This window comes from Streptococcus sp. 3613 (assembly GCF_013277375.1).
Taxonomy (GTDB): domain Bacteria; phylum Bacillota; class Bacilli; order Lactobacillales; family Streptococcaceae; genus Streptococcus; species Streptococcus pseudopneumoniae.
This window is the reverse complement of sequence record NZ_VMMV01000116.1, coordinates 1-5708: the sequence shown is the minus strand read 5'-3', so window position 1 is coordinate 5708 and position 5708 is coordinate 1. Positions and strand designations below refer to the sequence as shown.

General features: G+C 41.4%; 7 protein-coding genes. All 7 read right to left on the bottom strand.

What is annotated here, in order from left to right; translation table 11 throughout:
* Positions 1-74 precede the first annotated feature (74 nt).
* Positions 75-764 (bottom strand): 50S ribosomal protein L1, encoded by a 690-nt coding sequence (rplA, locus tag HT708_RS11010; RefSeq protein ID WP_001085675.1) that lies wholly within the window; start codon positions 762-764, stop codon positions 75-77.
* A 207-nt stretch (positions 765-971) separates the two neighbouring features.
* Entirely contained in the window at positions 972-1397 is a 426-nt protein-coding gene (gene rplK, locus HT708_RS11005; protein WP_001085812.1) for a 50S ribosomal protein L11, read from the bottom strand.
* A 122-nt stretch (positions 1398-1519) separates the two neighbouring features.
* Complete coding sequence (gene ldcB / locus HT708_RS11000; protein ID WP_172926395.1) at positions 1520-2236, bottom strand: LD-carboxypeptidase LdcB/DacB; 717 nt, start codon at positions 2234-2236, stop codon at positions 1520-1522.
* Positions 2237-2238: 2 nt separating this feature from the next.
* A complete protein-coding gene (locus HT708_RS10995) occupies positions 2239-2709 on the bottom strand; it encodes an HIT family protein (RefSeq protein ID WP_172925103.1) in 471 nt (156 codons plus the stop codon).
* Between the two features lies 1 nt (position 2710).
* On the bottom strand, positions 2711-3748 hold the full coding sequence (locus HT708_RS10990) for a M42 family metallopeptidase (protein WP_172926394.1): 1038 nt from the start codon (positions 3746-3748) through the stop codon (positions 2711-2713).
* 97 nt (positions 3749-3845) lie between these two features.
* A complete protein-coding gene (gene brnQ, locus HT708_RS10985) occupies positions 3846-5171 on the bottom strand; it encodes a branched-chain amino acid transport system II carrier protein (protein ID WP_172926393.1) in 1326 nt (441 codons plus the stop codon).
* Between the two features lie 171 nt (positions 5172-5342).
* A complete protein-coding gene (locus HT708_RS10980; protein ID WP_172926392.1) occupies positions 5343-5630 on the bottom strand; it encodes a rhodanese-like domain-containing protein in 288 nt (95 codons plus the stop codon).
* Positions 5631-5708 lie beyond the last annotated feature (78 nt).

The window sequence follows — 5708 nt, the reverse complement described above, 5'->3', positions numbered from 1 at the left end:
ACTGGCTTGAAGCCATAATCAAAAAAAGTTGAGACATAGCGTCTTCAACTTTTTTACATTACTTTAACTACTGATTAAAGTGAGTTTACGTCAACTTTGATACCAACACCTTGAGTAGTTGTGATAGTCAAGTTTGTTACGTAAGTTCCTTTAGCTGTAGCTGGTTTTGCTTTTTGGATTGTTTCGTTGAAAGCTTTGAAGTTTTCAACCAATTTTTCAGCTTCAAATGATACTTTACCGATGATTGCTTGAACGTTACCTGCACGGTCAGCACGGTAAGTGATTTTACCACCTTTAGACTCTTCAACTGCTTTAGCAACATCCATTGTTACAGTACCAGTTTTAGGGTTTGGCATCAAGTTACGTGGTCCAAGGACACGTCCAAGACGTCCAACAAGAGCCATCATATCAGGTGTAGCGATAACTACGTCGAAGTCCAACCAACCGTCGTTGATTTTAGCAACAAGGTCATCTTCACCAACAAAGTCTGCACCAGCAGCTTTTGCTTCTTCAGCTTTTGCACCGCGTGCGAAAACAAGAACGCGTGAAGTTTTACCAGTACCGTTTGGCAATACCATTGCTCCACGGATTTGTTGGTCAGCTTTTTTAACGTCGATGTTCAAGTTGTAAGCAACTTCTACAGTTGCGTCAAATTTTGCAAAGTTAGTTTCTTTTGCAAGTGCTACAGCTTCTTCTACGCTGTATGCTTTTGTGCTGTCGATTTTCTCAAGAGCAGCACGAAGTTGTTTGCTTTTTTTAGCCATTTTCTATTCTCCTTGTAAGTGGTTCAATCGATTTTCATCTCCCACGTCACTCCTCGAAATGATGAAGTCTTGCGGGTTTTCAGTCTATTACTTTCCTTTTCCTACGGCCTTAAGTTCCCTTGCTGTACCCAAGTACAAGTATCAGTCACTTGCCTAGTATGAAAAGCAACTAATAGACTGCTGTGAGATTTTCTACTGTGTTATTGATTAGTCAACAACAGTGAATCCCATAGAACGAGCAGTACCTTCGATCATACGCATTGCAGACTCTACGTTTGCTGCGTTCAAATCTGGCATCTTAGTTTCTGCAATTTCTTGTACTTGTGCACGAGTAACTGTAGCAACTTTAGTTTTATTAGGTGTACTTGATCCTTTTTCAACACCTGCAGCTTTTTTCAAAAGAACAGCAGCTGGTGGTGTTTTCGTAACGAAAGTAAATGATTTATCTTCGTAAACTGAGATAACAACTGGAATGATCATCCCAGCTTGGTCAGCTGTACGAGCGTTGAACTCTTTTGTGAATCCCATGATGTTGATACCAGCTTGACCAAGAGCAGGTCCAACCGGTGGAGCTGGTGTAGCTTTACCAGCAGGGATTTGCAATTTTACAAGTTTTTCGACTTTTTTAGCCATTTTTAAATCCTCCTTTGTGGTTTTGGCGGTAATTAGAGATTTTTACCTCCCACAAGTATGCTTTTCACATACCCATCTATTATACACTATTTATCTGGAATTGCAAGAGAAAAGTTTATTTTTTAATCGACGTAATCTCCGCCTTCAAAGCCGTAATACTCTTCCAAACTGAGACCACTTGCAGCAATTTCTTTAGCTTCTTTTCCTACATAACGCAGGTGCCATTCCTCAGCCATATAGCCTGTTTCCTTTTCCTTGCCTTTGAGATAACGGACAACAAAGCCATAATCAGCTGCATGATCCAAGAGCCATTGGGCTGCTTTTTCTTCTGTCACCAAATCACCATCAGTCCCAATCACATCAAAGGCCAAGCCTGTCTGGTGTTCGCTATAGCCAGGACGGGCAGAGTAACGGTCAGCTGCTGCCTTTCCATCTTGGTTGACATAATCTTGATAGAGCTTGGTCTGAGTTTCATAACTTCTAAAACCACTGTAATGATCACTAATAGGGAAACCTGCCTCTTGCATCGCTTTGATGAGTTTGACCAACTCAGCCTTGGCTGTTGGATTTTCCCCCGGATTATAGTCTTTCGACAAAGGATAATGTTTATTGGCTACGATGATTTCGTCGTATTTTCCTTGGATGCTGTAGTAATCACCTTTATTGACCACTTCTGCTTTTTTCTGGGCAGCCCCTTGAGACTTACTGCCGACTGTCCCATCAGCTTTGGCTGTCTGTTCTGTCTTAGCTGTGCCATCTTCATTTTTTGCTTTTTCTTGTGAACAAGCTGCTAGACTCAAGGATATCAAGGCTGTCAAGACAAGGTATCTTTTTTTCATTTCTACTCCTTTATTTCTAATAGTTTATCTAGTTCTGACGATAAACGTTTAACTAATCTTTTAATCTCATCTGGTTTTGCTTGGCAGGTTTTTGTTGTCATTTCTTCAAAGGGAACCCACCAAACTGGACCACGTCCCTTGAGACCGTGACCATTCATGTCACCGCTTCGTCTAGGGAAAAGATGCCAGTGGAGATGGGCATCGCCATTTCCTAGAAGTTCAACATTCATTTTCTCAGCAGCAAAGGTCTTGGCAACTGCCTCTTGGACTAGACTCATTTCTTCGAGAAAACGTAGTCTTGTTTCCTTTTTCAAATGATGCAATTCCGTGACGTGTTCCTTGGCTAGAAAGAGACTATAGCCTGCAAAATACTGGTGATCTCCAATCACAAGATAGCCTGTTTCCAACTCTTTGACAAAATAGGGATTTTCTCCCTTCTTGATGAGCTCAATTCTCTGGCATATAAGACACATATTAGTCTACCAACGCGCTCTTAATGTAAGCATCAACCATACGCTCTGTTGCGACCACCGAGTCAATATGAGTACGCTCATAAGAATGACTAGACTCGATACCCGCGCCAAGGAGGGCGTGTTTGACCTCTGCCCCTGCGGACATGGCCGCTGAAGCATCCGAACCATAAAATGGATAGATGTCCAGCTTAAAAGGAATATCTTGCTCTTTCGCCAAGGTCACCAAATGTTGACGGAAGTCATAGTGATAAGGGCCTGAGGCATCCTTGACACAGATAGACACTGTGTACTCATCTGTTTGCTGGCCATCGCCCATAGCTCCCATATCAACAGCCAGATATTCGACTACCTGAGCAGGAATATTAGAGTTAGCCCCATGTCCCACTTCTTCAAAGACTGAAAAGGCAAAATGGGTTGTTACGGGCAATTCAATCTTCTCTTCCTTATAAATACGAAGGAGATTAAGCAAAATCGCTGCGCTAACTTTATCGTCCAAATGACGAGACTTGATAAAACCTATCTCTGTCACGACTGTTCGTGGGTCAAAGCTGATAAAATCACCGATCTCAATCCCCAAGGCACGAGTTTCTTTTTCACTAGTTACTTTGGCGTCCAAACGCACTTCCATATTGTCTTGCGTGCGTTCTGCAGTTCCTGCATCCTTGTAGACATGGCAAGAAGTTTGGTGGATGAGAATGCTTCCCGATACCTTTTGACCTGTGCTAGCTACATGAACGGTACAGTTTTCTCCTTCAATCATATTCCAAGGAAAACCACCAATACGGTCCAATTTGAGACGGCCGTCTGGTTTGACAGCACGGACAATAGCACCAAGCGTATCTACATGGGCAGTCACATAGCGTTGTTCCTCATCATTTTGACCTTTAATAGTTACATTAACACCGCCCTTGGCTGTGCGAACCGGCTGGTAACCAAAACCTTCTAAAGTTTTGACTAAATAGTCCGAAATCTCACGAGTGAAGCCTGTTGGCGATGCAATAGCTGTTAGTTCTTTGATATATTCTACTGTTTGATTCATTTCTTCACCTCTTTTGCTACCTATTATAACACATTTATCATCGGATAAAAAAAGAAAACCACTCCTGTAGACTTGACTACAAAAGTGATTTTAGTAATTATTCCATTTCAAAAACATCGCTTTCTTGCTTGTTTGGTAGAACCAATGAGAGCAAGATTCCAACGATGGCTGGCACCAACCATGGGAGTGAGGCCTTGGCAAAAGGAAGAACGCTAACAAGATTTGCAAAAAATTCAACCTTAAAGGAGCTTCCTAGTACGCTTGCAATGCCAATAGCTGTAACAACAGCAATTGTCAACTGCATACCTGGTTTTGAAAGAGCCACGAATTTGTTGACAATGACAATCATAACGATGGCAATGGTGATTGGGTACAAGATAACCAGTACAGGGATTGAGTACTTGATAATCGCATCAAGACCCAAATTGGCAATGACAAATCCAATCAAGGTAAAGGCTGTCGCATAAACCTTGTAGCTGATTTGTGGGAAACGCTCATTAAAGAACTCAGCTGTTGACACAATCAAACCAACAGTTGTTGTAAAGCAGGTTACGGTAACCATAGCTGCAAGGAAGAGTTGAGCTGTTGAGCCAAATATTTCTTGAGTGGCTTGTGACAAGATGTAAACACCTGGTGTTCCACCCTTCATAGCCTCAGCTGGTACTGGGAAATGATTTCCAAGGAATCCTAAACCAATGTAAAGAGCACTGAAGGCAAGGGCTACAACGATACCAACCACCCAAATAGTCGAAATGTATTCTTTCTTACTTGAAAATCCAAGTTGTTTCAAGGTTTGAACTGCGATTACGCTAAAGGCAACTGAAGCAAGGGCATCCAAGGTATTATAACCTTCTAGGAAACCTGTACCAAAGGCAGAAGCTTGATAAGCAGCTGAAGCAGCTTGAGGACTTGTTCCACCGTATTTGATAGCTCCTAAAACAACCAAGATAACGATCAAAATCGCAAAGACTGGCGTTAAAATACGTCCAATGCGGTCCAAGATTTTTGATGGATTGAGCGAAATTAGATAGGCTGCTGCAAAGTAAAGAACCGTAAAGACAATCAAACCAAGACCTTTATTTGCATCCGACAAAAGGGGGCTAATCCCTACTTCGTAAGCTGTTGTAGCAGTACGTGGGATAGCAAAGAATGGACCGATTGACAAGTAAAGAACTGAGAGGTAAAGAGTCGCAAACCAAGGCGCTATCTTTGTAGAAATCTCGTAGATATATCCTTTAGGATTTAGCGTTCCAATAATAAGAGTCAAGACGGCGATACCGACACCTGAAAAGACAAAACCTGCGATGGCAGGAAGAAAATGTTCTCCAGATAGAGCACCCAGAGAAGGCGGAAAAATCAAGTTCCCCGCACCAAAAAATATTCCAAACAGGAGTAAACCTGTTAGGGCACCTTTTTTAGCCATGAAAATCTCCTTCATATTTATAAAATACTGACTTAGTATATCATGAATAAGAGTATGAAAAAAGTATCACGAAGTAAATATTGAATGTTTTCAAGATTCTTAAAAATAAGAATTATCTAAAAATAATATTCTCCTACCTAAATCACACCAAGTAGGAGAAAATTCTTATGTTTAGAGTTCTTCAAAGGCAGTCATACCACCTTGGACATTGATAACCTCATAACTTTGTTCAGCTAGAAATTGGCAAGCACGCGCCGATCTCATTCCAGATTTGCAAATAACATAATGTAACTGGTTCTTATCCAACTGATCATAGGTATCAGCCAATTGACTAAGTGGTAGGTTGTGGGCACCTTCTAAATGAAGAGTTTCAAATTCGTCCACTTCTCTCACGTCCACTAGAGAAAGTTGGTCGTTTTGATAAAGCTGGTAAAATGCGTCAAAAGAAATTTCTTTCATTCTTTTTCTCCTAATACTCTTCGAAAATCTCTTCAAACCACGTCAGCGTTGCCTTGCCATAGGTATGGTTACTGACTT